Source organism: Phocaeicola coprocola DSM 17136 (assembly GCF_000154845.1).
Taxonomy (GTDB): Bacteria; Bacteroidota; Bacteroidia; order Bacteroidales; family Bacteroidaceae; genus Phocaeicola; species Phocaeicola coprocola.
In genome coordinates, this window is sequence record NZ_DS981457.1 from 216326 (window position 1) to 240441 (window position 24116).

Sequence of the window (24116 nt, forward strand, 5' to 3'; positions counted from 1 at the left end):
TATAAAAATAAGAGCCATAGCATTCACCAGTTAAATCGGCAAGCTGCTATGGCTTTTATTTTATCAGATATTATCTGCGAGTTATCAGAAAAATGCCGTCATCTGACAAGCTTTCTTTCAAGCATCTATAATTACCTAAAATATAAGTATTTTCACATTAACTTCACCAACAGAAGTTGCTTGTTCAAATCTAAGCCAGAATCAATCAATTGGAGATCTTTACAAAATGCCAATTATGAGAAAGACACTTGAACAGAAGAATTTCTTATAAAAAATAAGAGGTAACAAATTATAGAATCACCTTATCAAGCATCTTCAACATTAAAAAACATTCAACAATTCTATTTCGAATATCAATGTAGAGCAAGCTGGGATAGGGCCTGAAGTCCGACTACCATACCCAAGTTCTGAAGGAATATAAATCACCCAACGGTCCCCAACATGCATTTGTTGCAAAGCAATCTGCCAACCTTCTATTACATCAGAAACTCTCAATGCTTCAGGACATCCTCTCTTCCACGAATTATCAAACTCACGACCATTTATCAGCGTACCCCGATAATGTACAGAAACAATGCTTCTCAAATTAGGCGATTGCGTACCAGTTCCCTGCTGAACAATCTGATACATAATGCCGGAAGGATGTCTTTGCACTCCTTCTTTTTGCGAAATTTCTTTTAGAAAATCAATATTCCGCTGTTTATATTCCTCTTTCTTTGCCATAAATTCAATTTGATTATACAGACAAAGATACAAAGACTTTATAAAAGCTCAGGATATAAACTTTTATTTATGACTGAAATTCAACATAAGCAAGCTTACAGTCACTATTTTTTCAAAAAAAGCAGCCCACCATCAATGCAATTTTCATCAATGGCGGGCTGCTTACTATTATCTGATTTCACATTGAATTTATATCATTTATTTCGTGAAGCACGCATAACCTCAATAACAAATGCAACAATCAGTCCAAGCCCTCCTCCGAGCAACACGCTTGCTCCATAAATAATAGATACTGTTTCACGTACAGCATACCCAACATTTTCCATAAAATATCCAGGCTGAGTTTCTACTACAATACAATATCCTATTAACAAACCTAACCCAAGTCCTACCAATAAACAACCAAAACGGAGAGATACAGATGAAACCAGTCCACCTCCCATGCAGTTAAATAAAGAGGATAAATACCCATTTTTCAATTTCCCGTCAGCAAGAGCTTCTGCTGGAAGTTTTTCTATCAGCATCATACGTTCTTTTCTACCGACAAACAGTTCGAACAACTTGTAAATAACTCCAAAAACTATCGCTACATTAGCAACAATTGTCAATTCATCCATATCGTTTTTCTTTAAAGTGAATAATTTTGTTTCTTTGTCCGTTTAGACGAAGAAAAGGTCCAAAAGGTTACATAAAAATAAAGAAAAAATTTTTTCTTAAACTGCTGTAACCTTCCTTTTGAAGAAGCGTCTAAAAGAACAAATGGAAAAAGACGAATCATATATCATCACGCGTATCCTGGCAGGAAAAACAGAAGAGTATGCTTACTTCCTCGATACTTATGGGCAACCGGTTTTTTCACTGATTGTCCGTATGGTCAATTCCGAAGAAGATGCTGAAGAGTTGACTCAGGATACATTAATGAAAGCCTTTGAACATTTATCTTCATTCAATGGGAAAAGTAGTTTTTCTACGTGGATTTACCGTATCGCCTATAATACCGCCCTATCTTTTCTTAGAAAAAAGAATGTAGAGCAAACAGTTATAGATGATAATCAGTGGAATCGAATATCGGATACACAAATAGATGACGCATTAAACAATGAATCGGAAGAACAAATAGAAAAACTGCAACAGGCATTAACCAAGCTAACAGCCGAAGAACGGGCACTGGTCACTTTGTTTTATGAAGAAGAACATTCCATTCAAGAACTTGCACAGATTCTGAATTTGAACGAAGGAAATATTAAAGTCAAGCTACACCGCTTACGCAAGAAATTATATGTATTAATGCAAAAGGAGGACTAAAAATGACAGAATATAAAGACCAAGGGCTAAAGAAAGCTGCCAAACAAAGTAAGACTCCCCAGCTTCCTAGTAATTTCACCTATCGCATGATGAAACGAATCGGAGAAGAAATGTATCTGCGTGAAAAACGACAAGAAAAACGCTTATTTATATTAATGATTATCACTGTCATGCTGATGACAGGAGGATGTCTGGGTATGATTATATGGATGTATGGAAAAGAAATATCCGAAGGATTACATGCGTCGGTCAACAATCTGCCAGAGCCTTCATCACTCCTTTTTTATCTTCCGATGCTGATTGCACTACCTTTACTGAGAATTTTCGACCGCTGGTTAAGACGTAAGTTCAAGCATCTATTATAGAGATAAACTGATAATTGCAATATGCCTTCAAGAAGTGTCATTAAAAAAGCCCGGCTACACACCGGGCTTTCTCTATGTAAAAAGGAGCTGTTAATTATTTCCGATAACTAGCAAGTTCTTCAGCATTGAACTTACGGATAAAGTTGAAATGCTTTTCAACTTCCGATTCTGCATAATTTACATATACATTCAATGACTGAGCAAACAGTTCTGGAGCTTTCGTTGCATCCTGAAGCAACAAATGACTCATTACACAGACAGCTGCCATTTCATACAGACGACGTGCTACGAAGTCGAGCAGTTCCTGATTCTGAGCCTCTTTTACTGCATTTGTACAAGCTTCCAATTTACGAGTCATATCTTTAATACGATTCAGGTAGCCTTCAAATTCTGGCGCACAAGGAATCAGTTCGTATTCGTGCAAAGTAGCAGCATAAGCTCCGTTAGTTACATAACGGATAGCAGCAACAGTCTGCAACTGAGTAGTACCTTCGTAAATGCTTGTGATACGAGCATCACGGTAAATACGCTGACAAGCATATTCCATCATGAAACCAGAACCACCATGTACCTGAATACAATCGTATGCATTCTGGTTAGCATATTCAGAGTTCATACCTTTTGCCAGTGGAGTAAAGCTGTCGGCCAGTTTTGCATAGCGTTTCTGTTCCTGACGTTCTTCCGGAGTCAGCTTGCGTTCACGAGCGATATCATCCAAAGCTTTATAGATATCTACATAGCGAGAAGTCTGATACAACAAAGCACGACCAGCATCAAGTTTTGCCTTGATGGTAGCCAGCATATCGTATACAGCCGGGAACTCGATAATGGCTTTACCAAACTGCTTACGGTCTTTTGCATAAGCCAAAGCCTCATCGTATGCAGCCTGGCTCAAACCAACTGACTGAGCAGCGATACCCAAACGAGCACCGTTCATCAAAGCCATGACATATTTAATCAAACCAAGCTTGCGTTCACCACAAAGTTCAGCCTTTGCATTCTTGTAAACCAATTCACAAGTTGGAGAACCATGAATACCCAGTTTGTTTTCGATGCGGCGTACATCTACACCACCGTCATTCTTGTCGTAAATAAACATAGACAATCCACGACCGTCGTGTGTACCTTCTTCCGAACGAGCCAATACCAAGTGCAAGTTGGCATCACCGTTTGTAATAAAACGTTTCACACCATTCAGACGCCAGCAGTTATTAGCCTCATCGTAAGTAGCCTTCAACATTACGCTCTGAAGGTCAGAACCTGCATCCGGTTCAGTCAAGTCCATAGACATGGTCTCACCTGCGCAGATACGTGGAATAAAACGACTGTGCTGATCTTCGTTTCCAAATTCATAAAGTGTTTCGATACAGTCCTGAAGTGACCAGATATTACCGAAACCAGCATCAGCCTGAGCCACGATTTCCGCACACATGGTATACGGAGTGATCGGGAAGTTCAAGCCACCAAATCGGCGAGGCATTGTCATACCATTCAGACCAGCCTTTACCATTGCATCCAGGTTAGCCTTTGTACCAGAAGCATATTCCACACGACCGTTTGCACAATGCGGACCTTCTTCGTCTACTCCTTCTGCATTTGCAGCAATCACCTCACCGGTAATTTCACCGGTAATTTCCAATACTTTATCATAAGAGTCGATTGCATCCGCATAATCCAGCGGTGCATAATCGTACTCGTCTTTATCTCTGTAATTGCGTTCTTTCAACTGACAGATACGCTCCATCATCGGATTATTCAAGTGAAACTTGAGTTCCGGATGTTCTGTATAAAAGTTTGCCATTATTTACTGTTCTTTTTATAATACTTAATCATTTTCGGAATCACTTCTTCCACTGTTCCGTTGATTACATAATCAGCGATGGTGTTAATTGGTGCATTAGGATCATTGTTCACTGATATAATGATACCTGCATCCTGCATACCAGCAATGTGCTGAATCTGACCAGAAATACCACATGCGATATACAGTTTCGGATGTACTGTTACACCTGTCTGACCAATCTGACGGTCGTGTTCGCAGAAACCAGCATCTACAGCAGCACGGCTCGCGCCTACTTCTGCATGAAGTTCCTTAGCAAGTTCGAACAGCATGTCGAATCCTTCCTTACTTCCCATACCGTAACCACCTGCAATCACAATAGGAGCACCTTTCAGGTTATGTTTAGCTTTCTCAACATGACGGTCGATAACCTTTACCACATAATCTGTTTCGGGTACATATTTCGCAACGTCGTGACGAATAACCTCACCCTGGTAGTTAGCATCAACAATTTCTTTCTTCATCACGCCTTCACGAACAGTCGCCATCTGCGGACGGTGTTCCGGATTGATGATAGTAGCTACAATGTTACCACCAAAAGCTGGACGAATCTGATACAACAGATTCTCATAAGTAACCCCATTCTTCTTATCTTCATGATTACCGATTTCCAACTGAGTACAGTCGGCAGTCAAACCACTTGTCAGAGCTGAAGAAACACGCGGTCCCAGGTCACGACCGATAACGGTAGCTCCCATCAGACAGATTTGTGGTTTTTCTTCCTTAAACAAGTTGACAAGAATAGAAGTATGAGGAAGTGAAGTATAAGGGAACAAGCCCGGAGCATCGAATACATGAACACGGTCTACTCCGTATGGCAAAACTTGTTTTTCTACATCGGCAAGGTCGCTGCCGGCACAGATTGTTTCCAGCTGGCATCCCAACTGATTGGCTAACTTACGACCTTTGGTTAAAAGTTCGAGACTGACATCGGCAACATGCTTGCCTTCCATCTCACAATATACAAATACGTTATTCATAGTCTTTATCCAATAGTGTGGTTAGCCAACAGTTCTACAATCAAGTTTTCTACATCAGCATCGCTACCTGTAATAGTTTTGCTTTCCTTAGCCTGGAAGATGATATTTTCAATCTTCTTCACCTTAGTAGGTGAGCCCGACAAACCACATTGTTTCGTATCACCATTCACATCGGCAACACTCCACTCTATAATATTCAGATAAGGACGGCTTTCGTATAAAGAAGCATAAGGCAACTCTGCTCCATCTTTTGTAATGGCAGCTTTTTCCTGTCCGCCCAAAGCACGTTTATATTTCTGAACCAGTTTTGCATTACGCGGACGACAAGGAGCTGCGCTACCGTTTACAGTCAAGACAATCGGAAGTGGAGCTTCTACTGTTTCCACACCACCGTCGATATGACGTTTCACACGGATACGCCCGTCTTTTACCTCTTGAATTTCTTCAACGTATGTAACCTGAGGTAATCCCAACTTTTCTGCTACCTGAGGACCTACCTGTGCAGTATCACCATCAATAGCCTGACGACCACCCACAATGATATCATATTCACCAATCTTACGGATAGCCGTAGCCAGCGCATACGAAGTAGCCAGCGTATCAGCACCTGCAAAAGCGCGGTCAGTCAACAAATAGCCATTATCAGCTCCTCTGTATAATCCTTCACGAATGATTTCAGCGGCACGTCCCGGTCCCATCGTCAAGATGGTTACGGTAGAACCCGGATGTGTGTCTTTCAGTCTGAGCGCTTGTTCCAAAGCATTCAGGTCTTCCGGATTGAAGATAGCCGGAAGAGCCGCACGGTTAATTGTACCGTCGGCATTCATGGCATCTTTCCCTACACAGCGAGTGTCAGGTACTTGCTTTGCCAATACAACAATTTTCAAGCTCATTAGATAATATATTTATTAGTATTAGTAGTTTAATTGACGGCAAATTTAATGAAACCATTTGTTTTGCAAAAAGATATGATAAAAAAATGCACATATAGCATATATTCGTGCAATGCAAATTAATTTCCGTTCAAGCAATATTCTACATCCGATTTCAACTGTTCGAATGTAGCAATCGGATTATCGGAATAGACTGAATATACCACAAGGTGCTTGTCCGAAACGTAAATTCGAGGGATACCTCGTTCAGAAAACAAGTTATATACCTCCCTGCCCGACTGAGGAGAATAAGGTATAGTAAGTCCGTTTTCCTGCCAATATGCAGCAACTTCGTCAGCAGGTTCTTCTCTGCTGATACAATATATTTTTACCGTAGAATTATCTCTGTAATAATCATAAAGCCGTTGTACGACAGGAAATTCTTTCTGGCAGTCGGGACATTCCGTATGAAAAAACACTAAAACAGCAACCTTGCCAAGCAGGTCGGAAGCAACCACAAGGGTATTATCATTTAAAGAAACTGTAAAATCGGGCAGTCTGTTTCCAGGACGAACTTCTTCCGCACCGGATGGCGAATCGTCACGAATACACGACGGCAGACATAGCAAGCTGCAAAGTATAAAAATTAACGAACGATAAACATGAAACATTCTTCTAATCTATAATTACTTGCCGATAAATATATAAAAAAACCTTCGTATATTTGCCCGTAACATATATAAAATACGCATAATCATGGAAGATTTGTATGTAGAGATAGCCCAACAATTATCAGATATGGGCATTGACAAAGAGAATATAAGCTGGAGCACCCGTCTTACACTTATCGCACTTATCCTGCTGATTTCATATATCATAACCAAATTATTCAGACACTTGGTCATACCAGCAGTTCACAAAATAACATCTCGCACCAAAGCTACATGGGACGACTACTTGTTCAACGAAAGAATGATGACCAGCTTTTGCCGCATGATTCCTCCTATCATGTTTTACTTGTTACTGCCATTCGTCTTTAACAATATACCCCAAGTCCTTGATATATTATTAAAAGGATGTCTTATATATCTGGTAATCACAACTCTCATGCTTGTTAATTCGTTCTTAAATTCACTATACGAAATTTCCAATGAGCATGAAACGCTACGCAACCGCCCGCTGAAAGGAATCTATCAGATGATTAATTTGGTTGCCATCGGTATAGGAATCATATTAATCATCAGCATACTGATCGACCAAAATGCAGCAACCATCCTAGCTGGTCTGGGAGCTTCGGCCGCTGTCCTGATGTTGATTTTCAAAGACAGTATATTGGGACTTGTAGCAGGCGTACAGCTTTCGGCCAACGATATGCTGCGCCCGGGAGACTGGATTACCATGCCCAAGTACGGAGCAGACGGTGATGTACTGGAAGTTTCACTGACTACCGTCAAGGTACGTAACTTCGACAAGACGATTACAACCATACCTCCCTACGCACTAGTCAGCGATTCATTTCAGAATTGGCGAGGAATGCGTGAAACAGGAGGACGACGCATCAAACGTTCAATATTCATAGACATGACAACCGTACATTTCTGTTCCGACAAAGAAAAGATAATGTTTGCCTCTCGCGGATGGATAGATGAAGCACAAGCTAAACCTGAAACACAAGTGGTAAACCTATATGTTTTCCGCAGCTATCTCCAGAATTACCTGCGAGAACACCCTCGTACACATAAAGAATTAATGATCATGGTACGTCAGATGCAACCTACTTCTGAAGGACTTCCATTGGAAATATATTGTTTCTCGAACACCACTGTATGGCCCGAGTATGAACAAATTCAAGGAGAAATCTTCGATCATATTCTTGCTGTAATTCCCGAATTCGGCTTGCGAATATTCCAACGTCCTTCAGGAAACGACTTAAGTACAACCATCAAATAAAAAAAGCAATTATGGAAAAAGGATTAACTTATACCTCCCAAACAACTGTCTGCAAAGGAAACACTGCCCTAACTTTAGGATCGGGCGACATGGAAGTGTTTGCTACTCCTGCTTTAGTCGCACTTATGGAGAATGCTGCCATGAATGCTGTCAAACCATATCTGCCGAAAGATTCCACAACGGTAGGAGCAATGATTCAAACTTCACATATCAAACCTTCAGGACTTGGTGAAGTAATTTCAGCCACAGCCATACTGGAAGAGGAAGAAGGCAGAAAGTTGACGTTTAAGGTTTCCGCTTCCGATTCTAAAGGAATTATTGGTGAAGGAATACATATCCGTTATATCGTAGACCACAAACGTTTCTTATCAAAACTAGATACTGAGTCTTCCAAATAACGTCATAATGTTTGTGACATTTTTTGTACAAAGAAAAATGTCACAAACATTTTTTTAGAAAAGAACACGACGTTTTTCTTTACATACATAGAAGAAGATAAACGAAGAAGCTATCTCAAAATAAAAACAGAGATAAGTTTACTTACAATCGATAAGCCACAACATAAAAATCTCCTACTTTTAGTCCTATAATTGTAATAAATAAGGGCTAAAGCAGGAGTTTTTTGTTACAAAGTTTCAATCTATAAGATTTTTACTTTTGTATTTCTATTTTGACAGCCTCTCTGTTTATTATATTAATTTACTCTTTCACGTAGTCTTTTAATGCATCAGTAACGACAAGCACCCGGTCTTCTCCCCTCATATACGGTGCATCATATTGAAAATCAGCAACCTTATTCTCAAATTTACCGATATACGTCATACTTCCATTCTGTGGATTGAACCACCAAGCTTTCTTTTTTTCACCACTGATTTTGGTCAAGTCTATCTGCATGGGACGTGCACTGTAGTTATACACCAGCAGATAGTCATTGCCTCGTGTGGCAATTGCCCGATCGTAACGTTCGCCATTAGTTCCAGCTATCACACTCTGGTCTGGAATACGTTCAAAGAAAGGGAAACGAAGCATCAGCTCCTTTAAATATTTCATTTGGTTAAAACCTTTGTCCTTCAATGCTTCCTGCCATGTTTCCTGGGCTCCATATGCTGGTGCATATCCTTCACGATAAAACTGCATAATAGAATTATTTCCATAAGTATGTCCGAAAGAACCAGCAAAAACCGACCAATATGCATAACGTCGTACATCATCTGCTGTCCAGCGACATTCTTTCGGATTGTGCAGTCCGTGCGGAATCCCTTCATAACTGGGTTCAGCATCCAGCACCGGCTTCAAGGGCTTCTTGGAAAGGCTTGCTTCCACATAGCGCCAGTTGTCTTCTGCTACATTACTATCGGCCAGATTATCTCCATCACCTTTGGTTTGCCCGTAACGGCGATGTCCACTCTGGAACATATTAAAGTCGAGCCAGTCGGCATCATTGAACCAGGTTGCAGACATGGTTCTACCAAATGGGTGGAAAGTCATCAAATGGTTCTTATCGATGGAACGAATTGTACGTGCCAGGGTTTCCCAAACTTCTGTTTTCACATCGCCTCGTGTATCTCCTCCGATTATCCACACTATATTCGGATTGTCCTTATATCTTTCGGCAAGGAAGGTTCCGTATGCTTTCGCTTCTTCTACATCCATCTGCCCACTTCTTACCAGTCCTCCCCAGATACATACCATACCTATATATATACCTTTGCTTTCAGCCGTACGGATGATATAATCCATATGGTCCCAATAACCATATACTCCTTTTTTATCAATATGGCTGAAATCGAATCCGTCCGTCATGGAATACTGTCCATAGACATTCATAGAGGGAACTCCATTTAATGTCTGCACCTGTACTACATTAAATCCGGCACGGCTACAGTTGTCCAGATAAAAAGCCACCTCCTCACGGTTCAGTCGTTGTGGCATCAGCCATCCGGTATCTCCCAGCCAGAAAAACGGCTGTCCATTCTGATGTTTCAGGTAACGCCCTTCGGCAGACACCTCCAACTTGCCGTTTTTCCACGGCAACTGTGCATTCATAGTTGATGCTACGGCAAGACAAGATAATACAATTCCTGCCAGTTTTGTCAAATATTTCATTTTGCTGCAATTAAAAAATTATACATTTAAGATTAAAACAAATAATCCATGCAAATATACATGATGGTTTTCAATAATGTACCGTTACTTCCTGATTGGTATCTATCCAAAGACGATATTTTCCCTCAGCGACTTTCTGAAACTCTCCTACAGATGCCTTGGGTAGCTTCTTGGCTGCAACATACAGATAACCTTTACCTTTGTCGGCTTTCAGGCGAATCGTCTTGCGGTCCATATAAACGGTTATTTCTCCTCCCGGGACAGGGACACTGCCTTTCATCCATTTCAATCCGCCTAATGCGGGAGTCACTGCATATTCTTCATATCCAGGTTTTACCGGCTTCACTCCTAAATAATATTTTCCTAACAAATATATAGGACTGGCTCCCCATGCGTGGCAAAGACTCTTTCCATACGGACGCCCATACATGGCAAGATGTTCCGCTCCTTTCTCATCCGGATTATATTTTTCCCAAAATGATGTTGCTCCTTCTTTTAACATACCTCCCCAGTAAGCCAGCATTTCTTCCATAACTTGCTCTTGCTCGCCCATGGCACAGAGAGCTTCCAGTTCGTAAAAACGCATATACGGAGTTGTAATTTTCAGGATACTATCATTCAGCAACACACTTTGCTTGATAAGTTGCTGCTTTTCTTCTGAAAGATAATCATAAAATACAGCAAACATATTGGCATAACGTGTCACACTAGTACTCTGCTTTCCTCCAATCCGATTGTGCACCAAGGCCTTTGCATCCTCACTCCAGAATGCAGGTTCCAGTTTCTTTCGTAAAGAAGAGGACAGTTTTTCATACCCCCTGGCATCTTGCATCTCACCGGCAAGGCGAGCACAGAGCACCATCGTTTCCAAACTCTTGCAGAAAAGTACTTGCTCGAATGCCAACTGTCCTTTTTTGTCGAGATAACCATCTGCCCAGTCAACAAATACCCAGTCGCCTGTCATGCCCTGCACCATGCCATCACTGTCAGTCCGTCCCAATACATACTCCATAAGCGATTTCATCCGCGGATACAGTTGCTTGACAAACTTCTCATCTCCCGTATACATATAATAGTCGTACACACTCAGGAACCAGTAAAAAGTATAATCCATGATGGTGTTAATATGAGAAGTTACCGGATCCTTTCCTCTCAGTTGCCAGATGGTACGCTTTACAGTCTCCGAATCAAAGAACAGATAATAGTTCATCAGATAACTTTGAATAGCGTCTCCACTCCACACCCAGCGATCACGTTTGATACCATCAATGAAAAATTCCCGAGTGGTAAGATGCATCGTATAAGCACCTATCTCCCAAATTCTATTTAACAGATCATTGTCACACTGAAAACTTCCACGGTAGGTTTCAGGCATATATTCGTATTGCATCGAAACTTTTCCAACAGAAATCTGTTCATCGCATACCACATATACATAACGGAAAGCCTTACTGCTCTCCATCATATAACAATCATTTGTCAGAGGATGAACAGTACGCAGCGCAAGATCGGTCACTTTTCCATCCTGGACAGACAAGATATCCATAGTTTCACAACGCTCGGTGTCCAAAGCTTCTTCTTTACTTTCACCATAATAAATCAATACCTTTCCTTCTCCTCGCATTTCTGAAAAATCAAGATATCCGAAAGTTTCCCGACCAAAATCATAAAGAATACCATTCTCTACAGAAATTGAAGAAACAGCCAGCAAAGGTTTGCAGGGTAAACGAAACAAAGACGGACGGCTTGTTTTCGAATTAAAATTCCAGCTTCCAGCATCCATATAAACAGTAGCCGAAGTATCACTTGCTTTTCCGCTTTCATCTATCCATTCTTTATCTTCGTAAGTAACCTTCCAACTGGCATCACTTTTTATCGTCCACCCGTCGACATAAAGAGCCGGAGGAGTAAGCTGGTTCCATACCTTAATATTAATTTTGTGCTTTCCCGCTGGAATAATCAGTTTATCAGGCATGCCAAACTGTAATTTGCCATCCAACTTAACATTGTACCGTCCTTCCACACTCAGCTGTATCGTTTCAGCTTCAGGCAAATCGACTTCTTTACTGAATTCAACAACGACATAATGACTATCCGTTTTCCAGAAAGGAGGGAAAAAAGCTCCTCTTTCCGTACGACGGTTATTCATCTGGTTACCCAGCCAAATCTCATAATCCCCCGGATACCAAATCCAAGTCTGTGCTCCTAATGAAGCACACATACCAACCGAAGCCAGCAAGGTTACAAATTTATTTTTCATTTTGTGTGTTTTATTCATTAGTGTCCCGTTAAAATCGGGACGAATTAAATATTAATCAAACAACCCCGGGAAAAGGGGATTTAATTGCTCTTTGACATCATTGAAATTAGTCTTATTGAACAACTCTTGTAAAGGTGTTTTATCCGTTAATGAAATGCTCAAAATCTGTAGGACCTCATAGGTCGAACGGCTTAAGTGCAAATCATGTTGGATAATAGCTACCAAACAATAAGTGATAATAGCCACACTTATCTGAATACGGACTGCGTTTTCTGTGGTGCCCCAGAACCTTTTGATTTTAAGGTGCTGCTTCAACCATTTGAAGAACAGTTCTACAAGCCATCTCTTTTTATAGAGATTAGCTACATCAAGTGCAGATATATGTTTGGCATTTGTCAGGAAGGTAAATTCACGATCATCTTCTTCATCATAGAACCTGATAATCCTGAATGATTCCGGATACTTCTTTTCAGAGGTATATCCTGATAATTTCACTTCAGCATCAGATAGTATATTCTTTGGTAGTCTGCGTTTCCATTTGCAGAACTTAAATTTAAGATTCGACTTGGCTCTTACGACAAAGAAAGAGCCAGTAAGATGAATCCGATATAGTTCCTTAAACGAATCATACGCTCTATCAAAAATATAGTATGCATTTGGTTCATAATGAATTGCAGACATTGCTGTTGAGTCATGTTTTGAAGCTGTGGTTACTGTAAAAAAAGCCGGAACCTGAGCCTCAATGTCATAAAGGACATGTGCCTTGACTCCACCTTTTTTACTTCGAAATTTAGCCCAAGGAAATGTTGCCAAACATAACGGAATGGTGGTTGAATCAAAAGCGTACTTCTTTCCTTCGATATCCAGAATATGAGTAGCTCGTTTATCACTGGCTTCTTTCATCATGAAGAATGCAAAATCTTCAAAGATTCTGTAATCCCTATTTTGGTTAGCTGATGCAAGTGTGGTTTTGGCCAAGGGTTCACGACCCAATCCCAAATGATAACACTTGGCTTGATGTGCTTCCAATGCAACAATCAGGTCGCGTAGGCTCTCACGATTGCTTAGCTGTCCGAACATCATAGCAAGAAGCTGGTTCCAGCAAGTGAAATGTTTGACGTAACGATTTCCATCGTATTTGTCCACGATTCTTCTGAATTTATTGTTGTTCAAAAACTCTACCAATTGAGCGAAAACATATTTGTCTTGATTCATTTGAAGCCATTTGATTTGGTTTCAAAGGTACAATTTCAAATCGTCGCGCTTTACAAATAGAGTATAATAAGCTATATTTCAGTTATTTCAAAGAACTATTTATCCACTTTTACGGGACAGTAATGTGTTTTATTATTTAATTATTTTGTCAGAATTCTGTCACAACTGGACGACCTTCCATCCAAGCAATCATATTCAAGACCAGGAAATTCCAATTTTGAAATCCTCTATTCAGAACAGGCTCTCCATTATCGGGCAGATAATATTCATGCAACGCCCCGAAGCGCTCAAAGTCACGTCCCAGTAAAAGTATTGTTTTTTCAGCAACTTCTCGGGCTTCCTTTTCATAGCCATATTGCAGCAACCCTCTGAAAACAAGATAATTTACATTAATCCATATAGGTCCTGCCCATGAAGACGGATTACCACTCGCTCGCACATTATACATTTTTTCCAACGGGGAAAGCGTACGAATACCTGCAAGAGCATTAAAAGAAGTTGTATCACAAAAATGTATCTGTACCATTTGCCGGGCTTGTTCCGGCGTTGCTACTTGAGCCCACATTGCCATAAAACCACTCCATACACTAAATCGCTGGATCAAGCAGTCGTATGTTCTGGGCTGTCCCACATGCAAGTATAAATCTCCCGGGTACAATCCTTCGATATCCGGTTTTTCTACTAGAAGAAGATTTAAGTCTACACTATAATAAAAACGGTCTCGTTCATCCCAACAGTGCTTACGTATATTGGTTTTCAGTGTTTCAGCTTCTTTCTCAAAAAAGATTGAAATATCTGTCAAGTTCAGACAGTCGGCCAAATAAGCCATCGCTTGAAGTTCCTTATACATCAAACAATTCAGAAAGATAGAGCCAGAACTACCGTGGGGACGATAAAAGGTACTTGGATCATTGTCTACTCCGATAGCCTCATCCGTTTCCCAATAAATCAATCCAGTTGCTTTATGCCTGTGAAAATTAAGATACTTAGCTACAAAAGCCTGTAAAGTATAAAAGTCCTCCCGCAACCACTCTGCATCTCCACCCATATTTTTGACGATAAAGGCAGCATGCTGGGCAAGTGTCGGCTTATGCATATTGGTCTTCCACGGATTTCTTCTCTTCAACATTTCTTCACGACTTGGAGCATTCCGTTCTATCCAGATAGGAATCCACCCATCCATTCCTCCGTAACTCAACGAATTTAATACACATCCCTGTTCATAAGCCAAAGCTTCCTTTTTATCAGCTTCAGTTCCTTTGTCTGATAAAATCTGACGCAAGGCCACATCACTGAGCCACGAGTCCCAATCCCATAACATATCCAAATACTGACTACTTCCCGGAGCCAGAAAAGGAAAATGTAAAGAACCTCCTGCCTGACGATACATGCCCTTCATCTCCTTATATATATGTTTCTTGCAAATCTCTCTGTATTTTTCAATATTCACAGCGTTTCGCTCCGGCAGCTGAGCCTGACATATACCTCCTATTACAATATTTAATACCAATAGCAATATTGTCTTTTTCATAGCAATAAAATTAGGTTTATAACTAAATTAAAATAAACAAAAGCAGATAATCTAAAAGAAAACTCCAATCAAACAAAATTTATTGAATCATAGAAGCAAAAATAATTATTCAAAACAATAAACAAAAGAAAACAAAATAATAAAAACATTTATTAACAACAAATGTCTACATTATAGACAATATATTTCTTTTGACAACTCAAATCATTTATCATATTCATAGCTTGTCAAGTATATCAAATAACTTAGTCTTAAAGTCAAAAAGAGCATTTTTTTCGTTTTATAAAATTCTACATTTGCATCAGATAAAATTCAAAACAACAAACCTGAATTGTAACTATGGTAAAATGCTTTTTTGCAGTCGATCTGGGAGCAACCAGCGGACGCACGATATTAGGATATTTTACTCCTCAAGGACTGATTACGGAAGAAATTAACCGTTTTCCCAATCACCTTATAGAAACAGGAGGACATTTTTACTGGGATATTTATGAACTTTACCGGAATATTATAGAAGGTCTGAAAATTGCCGGAAATAAAAAAGATACAGAAATTATTTCTATCGGTATCGATACGTGGGGAGTAGACTTTGTATGTATTGGAAAAGATGGTGGTATATTGCGACAACCATATGCATACCGTGACCCTCAGACAGAGGGAGCTCCCGAAAAATATTTTAAACGAGTACCACGTAATGAAGTTTATGAACTGACAGGCATCCAAGTTATGAACTTCAACTCTTTATTTCAGCTTGATACCTTACGAAGAAACAATGACAGTGCACTGGCACATGCCGACAAAATATTATTCATGCCAGATGCACTCAGCTACATGCTAACCGGAGAAATGGTTACTGAATATACGATAGCCTCAACCGCGCAACTCGTTAATGCACATACCCGGAAACTTGACTCGCAAATACTCAAAAGCATCGGATTAAATGAGAAACACTTCGGACGCTTTGTCTATCCTGGAGAAATTATTGGAAGCCTAACTCCTGAGTTACAACAACTCACAGGACTTAGTGCTATTCCTGTAGTAGCAGTTGCAGGCCACGACACAGCTTCTGCCGTTGCTGCTGTACCGGCAGCAAACAAGAATTTTGCTTATTTAAGCAGCGGTACTTGGTCGTTGATGGGAGTAGAAACTCAAACTCCAGTTATCAATGCCGAAACAGAAGCCTTGAATTTTACCAATGAAGGAGGAGTAGAAGGAACTATCCGCCTATTGAAAAATATTTGTGGCATGTGGCTGCTGGAGCGGTGCCGCATAAACTGGGGAGATACTTCATACCCCGACCTGATTGCTGAAGCTGAAGCAAGTGAACCATTCCGAAACTTAATCTGTCCGGACGATAAAGTCTTTGACAATCCGACAAACATGGAAGAAACCATAAAAAAATATTGCAAAGACCATAATCAACCAGCCATTGAAACACGCGGACAACTGGTTCGCTGTATATTCGAAAGCCTTGCATTACGTTACCGGCAAGTATTGGAAAACCTGCAACGACTCTCTCCTAATCCGATAGAAGTTCTCCACGTTATCGGAGGAGGAAGCCGTAACGATCTTCTGAACCAATGGACAGCCAATGCCATCGGTATACCAGTTATAGCCGGTCCTTCGGAAGCAACTGCAATAGGAAACATCATGATACAAGCTGTAGCAGCAGGTCAAACAGCAGATATTGCTTCTATGCGTCAACTTTTAAATCACGCTATACATTTAAAAACATTCTATCCCGAACACAAAGAGACATGGGATGTAGCCTATCTCCAATTCAAGACAATTACTCAATAATAATCAATAACTTAAACACATAATATCATGAAAGAAGAATTAATAACAAAAGCGTATGAAATAGCAAAAGAACGGTATGCAGCTGTAGGAGTTGATGTAGACAAAGCAATGGATACATTGCAAAATATATCCCTGTCACTACACTGCTGGCAGGCAGATGATGTTGCTGGATTCGAATCAAACGGTTCACTGACTGGTGGTATTCAAGCAACAGGTAATTATCCGGGCAAGGCACGCAACATTGACGAAGTGCGTCAGGATGTTTTAAAAGCAGCATCTTATTTACCAGGTACACACCGCTTGAACCTGCATGAAATATACGGAGACTTTCAAGGAAAATTTGTCGACCGCGATCAGGTAGATGCTTCATACTTTGAAAGCTGGATGCAATGGGCTTCGGAAAACAATATGAAACTTGATTTCAACTCAACCTCTTTCTCACATCCCAAAAGCGGAAATCTTTCTTTAGCCAATCCGGATAAAGCAATCCGTGATTTCTGGGTAGAACACACTATCCGCTGTCGTGCCATTGCCGAAGAAATGGGTAAACGCCAGAATGATCCTTGTATCATGAATGTATGGGTTCACGACGGAAGTAAAGATATCACAGTAAACCGCATGCAATACCGTGAGCTGTTGAAAGATTCACTCGACCGCATTTTTGCCACCGAATACAAGAACATGAAAGACTGTATCGAATCGAAAGTATTCGGCATCGGTCTTGAAAGTTACACTGTAGGCTCCAACGACTTCTATATCGGATACGGAGTCAGCAGACAGAAAATGATTACACTCGACATGGGTCATTTCCACCCGACAGAAAGTGTTGCCGACAAACTATCTTCACTGCTGCTGTACGTTCCGGAAATCATGCTTCACGTAAGCCGTCCGGTACGCTGGGATAGCGACCATGTTACTATCATGAACGATGAAACATTGGATTTGTGTCAGGAAATCGTACGGTGCAACGCACTCGACCGTGTGCATATCGGTCTGGACTTTTTCGATGCAAGTATCAATCGTATCGGTGCTTATGTCATCGGAGCACGCGCTACACAGAAATCAATGTTACGTGCATTGCTTGAACCTATTGCCAAGCTCCGCGAATACGAAGCCAACAATCAGCTGTTCGAACGCCTCGCTCTGCTAGAAGAAGCCAAAGTCCTCCCGTGGAATGCTGTATGGGATATGTTCTGTTTGAAGAATAATGTTCCGGTTGGCGAAGAGTATATTGCCGATATTGAAAAATACGAAGCAAATGTAACATCGAAACGTTGCTAAATCTCGATACAGATGTCATCCAAAGAGCTTTTACCCGCGGATGACATCTGGTTTATATAACTAAATTTCTAAAACTGGAAAAAACATACTACTTATGAACACTCTGATAGGTTTACTGATTATTGCCATAGGCAGTTTCGGACAAAGCAGTTCGTATGTTCCAATCAACAAAGTAAAAAACTGGTCCTGGGAAAGTTTCTGGCTTGTACAAGGCATTTTCGCATGGCTAGTTTTTCCACTGCTGGGAGCATTGCTGGCAATTCCAGCAGGAAGTACTCTTACTGAATTATGGAGCAGCGGAGGAGCTTTACCAGCTATTATATATGGAATTTTATGGGGTGTTGGAGGACTCACTTTCGGACTGAGCATGCGTTACTTGGGAGTAGCACTGGGACAAAGTATTTCTCTAGGTACATGTGCAGCTTTTGGAACATTATTTCCTGCTTTATTCGGTGGAACAGATTTATTCCATGGAGAAGGTTTAATGCTACTTATTGGAGTCTGCATCACACTGGCGGGTATTGCTATCATCGGATATGCAGGCAGCCTCCGCTCTAAAAATATGAGCGAAGAAGAAAAGAAAGCGGCAGTAAAAGATTTTGCCTTGACAAAAGGACTGCTGGTTGCCTTGCTTGCAGGAATCATGAGTGCATGCTTTGCCTTAGGTCTGGATGCAGGTACTCCTATAAAAGAAGCCGCACTTGAAAAAGGAACAGATGCATTGTATGCAGGACTCCCCGTCATTTTTCTGGTAACATTAGGCGGATTCTGTACCAATGCAGCATATTGTATCCAGCAGAATCTGAAGAACCAAACAGGAAAAGAATACTTCTCTGTCAGCAAAGGTACATTTACAAATAATATCTTATTTTGCGCACTGGCAGGAGTTTTATGGTACTCTCAGTTCTTCGGACTGGAGATGGGAAAAAGCTTCCTTTCCGACAGCCCGATATTGCTAGCTTTTTCATGGAGTATACTGATGTCGCTGAACGTAACTTTCAGCAATGTCTGGGGAATACTCCTTAAAGAATGGAAAGGTTGCAGTGCACAAACTATTGGAACATTGATACTAGGACTTGCCGTACTGATTGCTTCTATTATCGTAGTAGCAATGGCACAAGCCTGACAAATTGAATAATTATTAAAACATACAATACAGAAAATATGGAATCTATTTTGAACAATCGTCCTGAACTGGCTGCCGAGATTAATAAAGTAGCCGAAGTTGCCGGCTATTTATGGCAGAAAGGATGGGCTGAACGTAATGGAGGAAACATTACCATCAACATTACAGAATATGTAGACGATGAAATAAAAGCAATGCCTGCCATCAGTGAAGTAAAACCTATAGGAGCAACATTGCCATATCTGAAAGGATGCTATTTCTATTGCAAGGGAACCAACAAACGTATGCGCGACCTTGCACGCCAGCCAATGGCAAACGGCTCAGTTATCCGCATTCTGGATGACTGTGCCAGCTATGTCATTATAGCTGATGAGCCGGTTAATCCGACCTCTGAATTACCGTCACACTTGAGCGTACACAATAACCTTATCTCAAAAGGCTCCAATTATAAAGCTTCCCTGCACACTCATCCCATTGAACTGGTAGCTTTGACTCATAACAAAAAGTTCATGGAAAAAGACTATGCTTCCAATTTGTTATGGAGTATGATACCCGAAACTAAGGCTTTCTGCCCAAGAGGACTGGGAATGGTTCCCTATAAACTTCCAAGTTCTGTAGAACTTGCCGAAGCCACCATCAACGAACTGGACGACTATGATGTGGTAATGTGGGAAAAGCATGGAGTCTTTGCCGTAGATACCGATATCATGGCTGCATTCGACCAAGTAGATGTGCTTAATAAATCAGCTTTAATCTACATTGCAGCTAAAAATATGGGATTCGAACCCGATGGCATGAGCCAGGAACAAATGAAAGAGATGTCAGTAGCATTCCATTTACCTAAATAAAAAAAGAACAACTATGCATAGAATGATATTAAACGAAACCTCTTACTTCGGAGCAGGTTGCCGTGAGAGTATTGCCATAGAAGCCAAACGCAGAGGTTTTAAAAAAGCATTTTTCGTCACCGACAAAGATTTGATTCGCTTTAAGGTAGCAGACAAGGTTATCGAAGTTTTCGAAAAAAACGATATCCCCTACGAGGTATACAGTGATGTAAAAGCCAACCCAACCATTGCCAATGTACAGAATGGGGTAAAGGCTTATCAAGCTTCAGGAGCCGACTTCATCGTTGCACTGGGAGGAGGTTCTTCTATCGATACAGCAAAAGGGATCGGTATCGTAGTCAACAATCCTGACTTTGCCGACGTACGCTCACTGGAAGGCGTAGCAGATACCAAGCAGAAAGCCGTTCCAACTTTTGCATTACCTACAACAGCAGGTACAGCAGCCGAAGTCACTATCAACTATGTGATTATTGATGAAGATGCTACCAAGAAAATGGTATGCGTAGATCCCAATGATATTCCGGCCGTTGCTATTGTCGATCCGGAACTGATGTACTCCATGCCGAAAGGTCTGACTGCTGCAACTGGAATGGATGCCCTGACACATGCTATTGAAAGTTATATTACTCCCGGAGCATGGGCAATGTCGGATATGTTCGAGCTGAAAGCCATCGAAATGATTGCAGCAAACCTGAAAGCAGCTGTTGACAACGGAAACGATACAGTAGCACGAGAAGCTATGTCACAGGCACAATACATTGCCGGAATGGGATTCAGCAACGTAGGATTAGGTATCGTTCACTCTATGGCACATCCGCTGGGAGCACATTATGATACCCCTCATGGAGTTGCAAATGCCCTACTGCTTCCGTATGTAATGGAATATAATGCAGAATCTCCTGCTGCCCCTAAATATATACACATCGCCAAAGCGATGGGAGTAAATACCGAAGGGATGACAGAAGCAGAAGGTGTAAAGGCTGCTATACAAGCTGTACGGGATCTGTCAGTAAGTATTAACATACCACAAAAACTGCACGAAATAGGTGTTCGTGAAGAAGACTTACACCAACTTGCCATTGATGCTTTCAATGATGTCTGCACAGGTGGTAATCCCCGCCCGACTTCAATCGCTGAGATCGAAGCACTATATCACAAAGCATATTAATATAAAAGCACTATTTATCTAGAGGATGATTTATTAACTAAGTCATCCTCTTTTATAACCTTCAAAACAGACGATTTCTCACAAATAAAATCTACCTTATCCAGATTGCTGTTTTATTTTAAATCATTATTTTTGCTTCCATAACTTTATTATGAAAAAACACATATGGCAAGATCATACAATGATTTAGGAGTTGAATTCAAATATCTGATAGTCAATGATACAGACCGTAAATTTGGGCTATATATCAATACAGTAGGAGTACAAGCTATACGTCCTAATTCTCCTTATCCAATAAAAGATCATCCTTCCGGTTATCTGTTTAATGCAAAAAAAGGACGTATCTTACGCGAATACCAATTACTTTATATTACAAAAGGAAAAGGAACATTCGCCTCCGATGGCACTCCAGAACGAAATATTGGAAAAGGAAACCTGATTGTACTATTTCCTGGACAATGGCATACGTATAGCCCGGATGTACAAACCGGATGGAACGAATATTACATCGGATTCGAAGGAAGCTTTATCGACCAGTTTGTTAGAAACGGATTCCTGTCAAAAGAAGATCAGGTACTGGATATAGGACTCAATGAAGAACTGGTAACGCTTTTTTCACAGGCTTTAGATGTAGCAGAAGCAGATAAAAGTGCTTCACAGCAATACCTTTCGGGTATATTGCTGCACATCATCGGCATGATATTTTCCATTTCAAAAAACAAAGAATTTGAAAAAGACAATGTTGCCGAAAAAATGGAACAGGCAAAAATTATAATGAATGAGAATGTATGTAAGGAAATAGATCCCGAAGAACTTGCAGAGAAACTGAATATCAGTTATTCATGGTTCCGAAAAACATTCAAAAAATATACCGGATATTCTCCTGCTAAATATTTTCAGGAACTTAAACTGCGAAAAGCCAAACAAATATTGATAAATACTTCCTATCCGGTAAAAGAAATCTGTTTTATGATAGGATATACATCTACCGAACATTTCTCTAACCTGTTTAAGAAAAATACAGGACTGACTCCTCTGGAATATCGTTCATTCGGTAAAGACGAATAAATATTATTTCACCTCACAAACTGAGGAAAAAATCTCCAGTCCGTGAGGTGAATACACATCTTTCTTTTAATTAAAGTACTGCCAGGGCTATTACTTGTATAAATAAAATAAGGAATACCATGGCAATCGGATAAACCGTAGCATAGGCAACTCCCGGTATGTTACTGTCGGTCATCGAATCGGCTGCTGCTAATCCCGGGGTACTGGTCATACCACCGGTAATAGTTCCCAGTAAATCGAGCATACTAATCTTAAATACCAGTCTTCCAACAAGGGCTGCAAGCAACATCGGCACAAGTGTAATAGCTGCTCCTACCCCGAAAAGCAAAAAACCACTCTCCTGAAAAGTTGACACCAGCGTCTTACCTGCCGAGGTTCCAACTTCTGCCAGGAAAAGCAAAAGACCAAGCTGACGTAATAACTGATTAGCCGGTCCGGACATTGACCAGATAATAGGTCCTGTCTTTCCAATAGCACTCAAGAAAAGAGCCATCATCAAAATACCTCCCGTCAGTCCCGGAGAAAAAGAAACTCCTCCTCCGAAAGATATATTCAGCTTACCAAACAATACTCCTAATACAATACCCATTGCAATAGGGAAGAAATCGGTATCCGAAAGTTTCTTCACATCATTTCCAATCAAGCGGGCTACAGCCTGAATACCTTCTTTTTCGCCCACTATCATCAGTTTATCACCAAATCTCAATTCCAAATCAGGAGAAGGTGACAAGTCAATACCACTTCGGCGTACACGAGTTACTGTACATCCAAAATTACGTTGTAAATTCAAGTCACAAAGTTGCTTGCCTACCATATCCTTTTTTGTCAGAAGCAATGATTCGATGCTCTGTGTATGAGTTAACGGTAATTCACCTTCTTCACGCGTACCTAACATCAGCGCAAGATTGTTCAACGAATCTTCACTTCCTACAGCTTGCACATAATCTCCCTCTTCCAGCATGGTATGTGCTTTAGGTATAATAATTTCTTCACCTCGCTTCAGACGAGAAATAACAGCTCCTGTCATTACACGGATATTCAGCTGCATCAGTGTACGGCCTATTGCTGTTGGATTGGTCACTTTAAACAAACAAGTACCAAGCTCCGGAAACTGGCTCCGGCGTTCTTTCTCCAAACGGCGTGCCTCCTGTTCCAAATCAACATGAAGCATTTTCGGCAAAAGCTTGACAAACAAAATCACGCCAATAACTCCAAACGGATAAGCAATACCATAGGCAATAGATGCCAAGGGCGACTGTGTGCTGTCGATAGCAACAGCAAGTCCCGGTGTACTGGTCAATGCGCCGGCTATCAATCCCACCAAGCTCGGTGTATCAATGCCAAACAAATATTTTAGTCCCACTCCCGTAAGGCAAGCAGAAGCTACGATAAGTAAAGTAATCAGAATAAGTGTTTTTCCTTTACTCCGGAATGAATGAAAAAAACCGGGCCCCGCCTGAATACCGATAGTAAAAATGAACAGAACCAATCCAAAGTTACCTAATTCTTTAGGAATACTCACCCCCCAATGGCCGAAAGCCAGAGCTATGAAAATAACGGCAGAAACATCAAGTGACAGCCCCGCTATCTTGATGCGCCCCAACATGAACCCCAAAGCTACAATAAGAAAAACAGAAAAGTAAGATGACTGAAGTAAATCGATTAACATAATTCATTA

Annotated in this window: 21 protein-coding genes; 10 read left to right on the forward strand and 11 right to left on the reverse strand. The window is 40.7% G+C overall.

Going from position 1 to position 24116, the window contains the following annotated elements; all coding sequences use genetic code 11:
• Positions 1–321: 321 nt before the first annotated feature.
• Complete coding sequence (locus BACCOP_RS04950) at positions 322–723, reverse strand: FKBP-type peptidyl-prolyl cis-trans isomerase (RefSeq protein ID WP_007566951.1); 402 nt, start codon at positions 721–723, stop codon at positions 322–324.
• Between the two features lie 194 nt (positions 724–917).
• The gene (locus BACCOP_RS04955; RefSeq protein ID WP_007566953.1) at positions 918–1340 is read right to left on the reverse strand and encodes a DUF6249 domain-containing protein; all 423 of its coding nucleotides are present in this window, start codon (positions 1338–1340) and stop codon (positions 918–920) included.
• 142 nt (positions 1341–1482) lie between these two features.
• On the opposite strand from BACCOP_RS04955, the gene BACCOP_RS04960 reads away from it, so the two are divergent.
• Together BACCOP_RS04960 and BACCOP_RS04965 are read left to right on the forward strand one after the other, a co-directional pair.
• Entirely contained in the window at positions 1483–2028 is a 546-nt protein-coding gene (locus BACCOP_RS04960) for an RNA polymerase sigma factor (protein ID WP_007566954.1), read from the forward strand.
• Between the two features lie 2 nt (positions 2029–2030).
• Positions 2031–2393, forward strand: coding sequence for a hypothetical protein (locus BACCOP_RS04965; protein WP_007566956.1), 363 nt, complete (start codon positions 2031–2033; stop codon positions 2391–2393).
• 94 nt (positions 2394–2487) lie between these two features.
• Here BACCOP_RS04965 and BACCOP_RS04970 read toward each other — a convergent pair whose 3' ends face one another.
• The 4 genes from BACCOP_RS04970 to BACCOP_RS04985 form a co-directional block, all read right to left on the reverse strand.
• Positions 2488–4194, reverse strand: coding sequence for an acyl-CoA dehydrogenase family protein (locus BACCOP_RS04970; protein ID WP_007566958.1), 1707 nt, complete (start codon positions 4192–4194; stop codon positions 2488–2490).
• Positions 4194–5213, reverse strand: a complete 1020-nt coding sequence (locus BACCOP_RS04975) for an electron transfer flavoprotein subunit alpha/FixB family protein (protein WP_007566960.1) — start codon at positions 5211–5213, stop codon at positions 4194–4196. Before BACCOP_RS04975 ends, BACCOP_RS04970 begins: the two co-directional genes overlap by 1 nt.
• A 5-nt stretch (positions 5214–5218) precedes the next feature.
• The gene (locus tag BACCOP_RS04980; protein ID WP_007566962.1) at positions 5219–6106 is read right to left on the reverse strand and encodes an electron transfer flavoprotein subunit beta/FixA family protein; all 888 of its coding nucleotides are present in this window, start codon (positions 6104–6106) and stop codon (positions 5219–5221) included.
• Positions 6107–6225: 119 nt separating this feature from the next.
• Positions 6226–6756, reverse strand: a complete 531-nt coding sequence (locus tag BACCOP_RS04985; protein WP_007566964.1) for a TlpA family protein disulfide reductase — start codon at positions 6754–6756, stop codon at positions 6226–6228.
• Between the two features lie 85 nt (positions 6757–6841).
• On the opposite strand from BACCOP_RS04985, the gene BACCOP_RS04990 reads away from it, so the two are divergent.
• Positions 6842–8035, forward strand: coding sequence for a mechanosensitive ion channel family protein (locus BACCOP_RS04990; RefSeq protein WP_007566966.1), 1194 nt, complete (start codon positions 6842–6844; stop codon positions 8033–8035).
• Positions 8036–8046: 11 nt separating this feature from the next.
• Positions 8047–8433 (forward strand): thioesterase family protein, encoded by a 387-nt coding sequence (locus BACCOP_RS04995; RefSeq protein ID WP_007566968.1) that lies wholly within the window; start codon positions 8047–8049, stop codon positions 8431–8433.
• 301 nt (positions 8434–8734) lie between these two features.
• Here BACCOP_RS04995 and BACCOP_RS05000 read toward each other — a convergent pair whose 3' ends face one another.
• From BACCOP_RS05000 to BACCOP_RS05015, 4 genes are all read right to left on the reverse strand, one after another.
• On the reverse strand, positions 8735–10081 hold the full coding sequence (locus BACCOP_RS05000) for a glycoside hydrolase family 140 protein (RefSeq protein ID WP_227994759.1): 1347 nt from the start codon (positions 10079–10081) through the stop codon (positions 8735–8737).
• Positions 10082–10211: 130 nt separating this feature from the next.
• A complete protein-coding gene (locus BACCOP_RS05005; protein ID WP_040311820.1) occupies positions 10212–12401 on the reverse strand; it encodes an alpha-L-rhamnosidase-related protein in 2190 nt (729 codons plus the stop codon).
• A gap of 51 nt (positions 12402–12452) precedes the next feature.
• Entirely contained in the window at positions 12453–13616 is a 1164-nt protein-coding gene (locus BACCOP_RS05010) for an IS4 family transposase (protein WP_007564783.1), read from the reverse strand.
• Between the two features lie 148 nt (positions 13617–13764).
• Positions 13765–15147: an MGH1-like glycoside hydrolase domain-containing protein gene (locus BACCOP_RS05015; RefSeq protein WP_007566974.1), complete on the reverse strand. Its 1383-nt coding sequence runs from the start codon at positions 15145–15147 to the stop codon at positions 13765–13767.
• 339 nt (positions 15148–15486) lie between these two features.
• Here BACCOP_RS05015 and rhaB point away from each other — a divergent pair, with 339 nt between their 5' ends.
• The 6 genes from rhaB to BACCOP_RS05045 all read left to right on the forward strand — a co-directional run bounded on the left by rhaB (position 15487) and on the right by BACCOP_RS05045 (position 22438).
• Complete coding sequence (gene rhaB / locus BACCOP_RS05020) at positions 15487–16947, forward strand: rhamnulokinase (RefSeq protein ID WP_007566975.1); 1461 nt, start codon at positions 15487–15489, stop codon at positions 16945–16947.
• Between the two features lie 27 nt (positions 16948–16974).
• Positions 16975–18228, forward strand: coding sequence for an L-rhamnose isomerase (locus BACCOP_RS05025; protein ID WP_007566976.1), 1254 nt, complete (start codon positions 16975–16977; stop codon positions 18226–18228).
• A gap of 94 nt (positions 18229–18322) precedes the next feature.
• Positions 18323–19354 carry an L-rhamnose/proton symporter RhaT gene (gene rhaT / locus BACCOP_RS05030; RefSeq protein WP_007566977.1) on the forward strand — a complete coding sequence of 344 codons (1032 nt, stop codon included), beginning with the start codon at positions 18323–18325 and terminating at the stop codon, positions 19352–19354.
• A gap of 38 nt (positions 19355–19392) precedes the next feature.
• Positions 19393–20202, forward strand: a complete 810-nt coding sequence (gene rhaD, locus BACCOP_RS05035) for a rhamnulose-1-phosphate aldolase (RefSeq protein WP_007566978.1) — start codon at positions 19393–19395, stop codon at positions 20200–20202.
• 13 nt (positions 20203–20215) lie between these two features.
• Positions 20216–21370, forward strand: a complete 1155-nt coding sequence (fucO, locus tag BACCOP_RS05040; protein WP_040311821.1) for a lactaldehyde reductase — start codon at positions 20216–20218, stop codon at positions 21368–21370.
• Positions 21371–21535: 165 nt separating this feature from the next.
• Positions 21536–22438 (forward strand): AraC family transcriptional regulator, encoded by a 903-nt coding sequence (locus tag BACCOP_RS05045; protein ID WP_007566980.1) that lies wholly within the window; start codon positions 21536–21538, stop codon positions 22436–22438.
• Positions 22439–22508: 70 nt separating this feature from the next.
• Here the strand turns inward: BACCOP_RS05045 and BACCOP_RS05050 are convergent, their stop codons facing one another.
• Positions 22509–24107, reverse strand: a complete 1599-nt coding sequence (locus BACCOP_RS05050) for an aspartate:alanine exchanger family transporter (protein ID WP_007566983.1) — start codon at positions 24105–24107, stop codon at positions 22509–22511.
• Between the last annotated feature and the right edge of the window lie 9 nt (positions 24108–24116).